The sequence below is a fragment of the Clostridioides sp. GD02377 genome, from assembly GCF_045899875.1.
GTDB lineage: Bacteria > Bacillota > Clostridia > Peptostreptococcales > Peptostreptococcaceae > Clostridioides > Clostridioides difficile_A.
The window spans coordinates 1-1,236 of the sequence record NZ_JBJODA010000054.1; the positions used below are offsets into that span (position 1 = coordinate 1).

The following is a 1,236-nucleotide window of genomic DNA, read 5'->3' on the forward strand; positions in this document are numbered from 1 at the left end:
CCCAAACTGGATAAACCTTAACTCCTCCAACGTCTTGTATTTTGTTAACTTCATCCTTGTAATTTTGTATATTTCCACCAAAACTCTGTGAATTTAGACTATCATAGTATCTTTGTCTTAAACTGTCCTCTGACTCTTCATCTTCTCCATTTATCAAGATTTCAGTTAGTTCGGCAGTTTCAAGACTATCTATATATTCAATAGGTATTAATTGTCCCAACTCAAATACAGGTCCAGTAGTTTCGCATTTCATTTTATATATTCCCTCGCTAATCCTTTCAATTGCTATATAATTATACTCTCCTAGGTTAAATCTTGAATCAAGAGGAATATCTATATTAAACACTCCTTTTGTAATTGTATTAGTAGCGGATAGTGGTGTAATTCCTCTCTCTTTACATCTTTTCTCTAAATAGTAATAACTAGCAGTATCTACAAAAGTTTGGTCTAGTAATTCATCCATTGCAATATATGTCTCTGATAGTTCTATAGCAACTGGTGCAAGAGCATTATATATTATAGAACTTTCTCTCTTATCAAGAGTATCTGGTACACTATCTAACATTCTTTTAATTATATTTTCAAATGTCATTAATTCAAACAATTATACACTCACCACCTTCTCTGAATTTAAATTTCCATATTTGGTATGAACCATAAACTTACAATGTACTTTTCCTTTTATATTTTCAAACTCAAAATTATCTACATTTTCAATTCTATCATCTTGAATTAGTGCTTCCTTAATACGTCTTTCAAGTTCTGGTATTACAAAAGTTATAGGTTCTCCAATTAAGTCATTTAACTCAACTCCATAATTCCTGCTGTATATTAGGTGTTGGTATCTCTCTACATTTAAAATTAAAAAGATGGTCTGTTTTAATGCTTCCACATCATCACAAATACCATCTATCTTAGATTTTTCTGTATTCAGTTTAAAAGTCTTACTTGGTTCTTGCCTCACATCAAAATTTATAATTGATACATCTTCTATATCATAGTCAATAGCGTCTGTTGGTATCACTTTATCACATCCTATCTAAAATTAAATATTGTTGTCCTCCTTGCATACGAATTAAAACTAATTTATCTCCTATCTTTTTATCTGTATATCTTTTAAATGTTTCTGTTTGTATTAAAAAGAATTCATCAAAAGATGCTTTTTGTTCTATATAAACTACTAAAGGATTAACACTTTCTATAGTTCCAAATGCAATTTGCATTGGATTACTTGTT

The 1,236-nt window shown here is 29.5% G+C and carries 3 protein-coding genes; all 3 read right to left on the reverse strand.

Annotated elements, in window-relative coordinates; all coding sequences use genetic code 11:
• On the reverse strand, positions 1-604 hold a 604-nt coding region (locus Q3304_RS20645; protein WP_407815284.1), incomplete at its 3' end, for a baseplate J/gp47 family protein.
• Positions 605-1,024: a DUF2634 domain-containing protein gene (locus Q3304_RS20650; RefSeq protein ID WP_407815285.1), complete on the reverse strand. Its 420-nt coding sequence runs from the start codon at positions 1,022-1,024 to the stop codon at positions 605-607. It abuts the gene before it with no gap.
• 4 nt (positions 1,025-1,028) lie between these two features.
• Positions 1,029-1,236, reverse strand: a 208-nt coding sequence (locus tag Q3304_RS20655; protein ID WP_407815482.1) for a DUF2577 family protein, incomplete at its 5' end; no start/stop codon positions are given.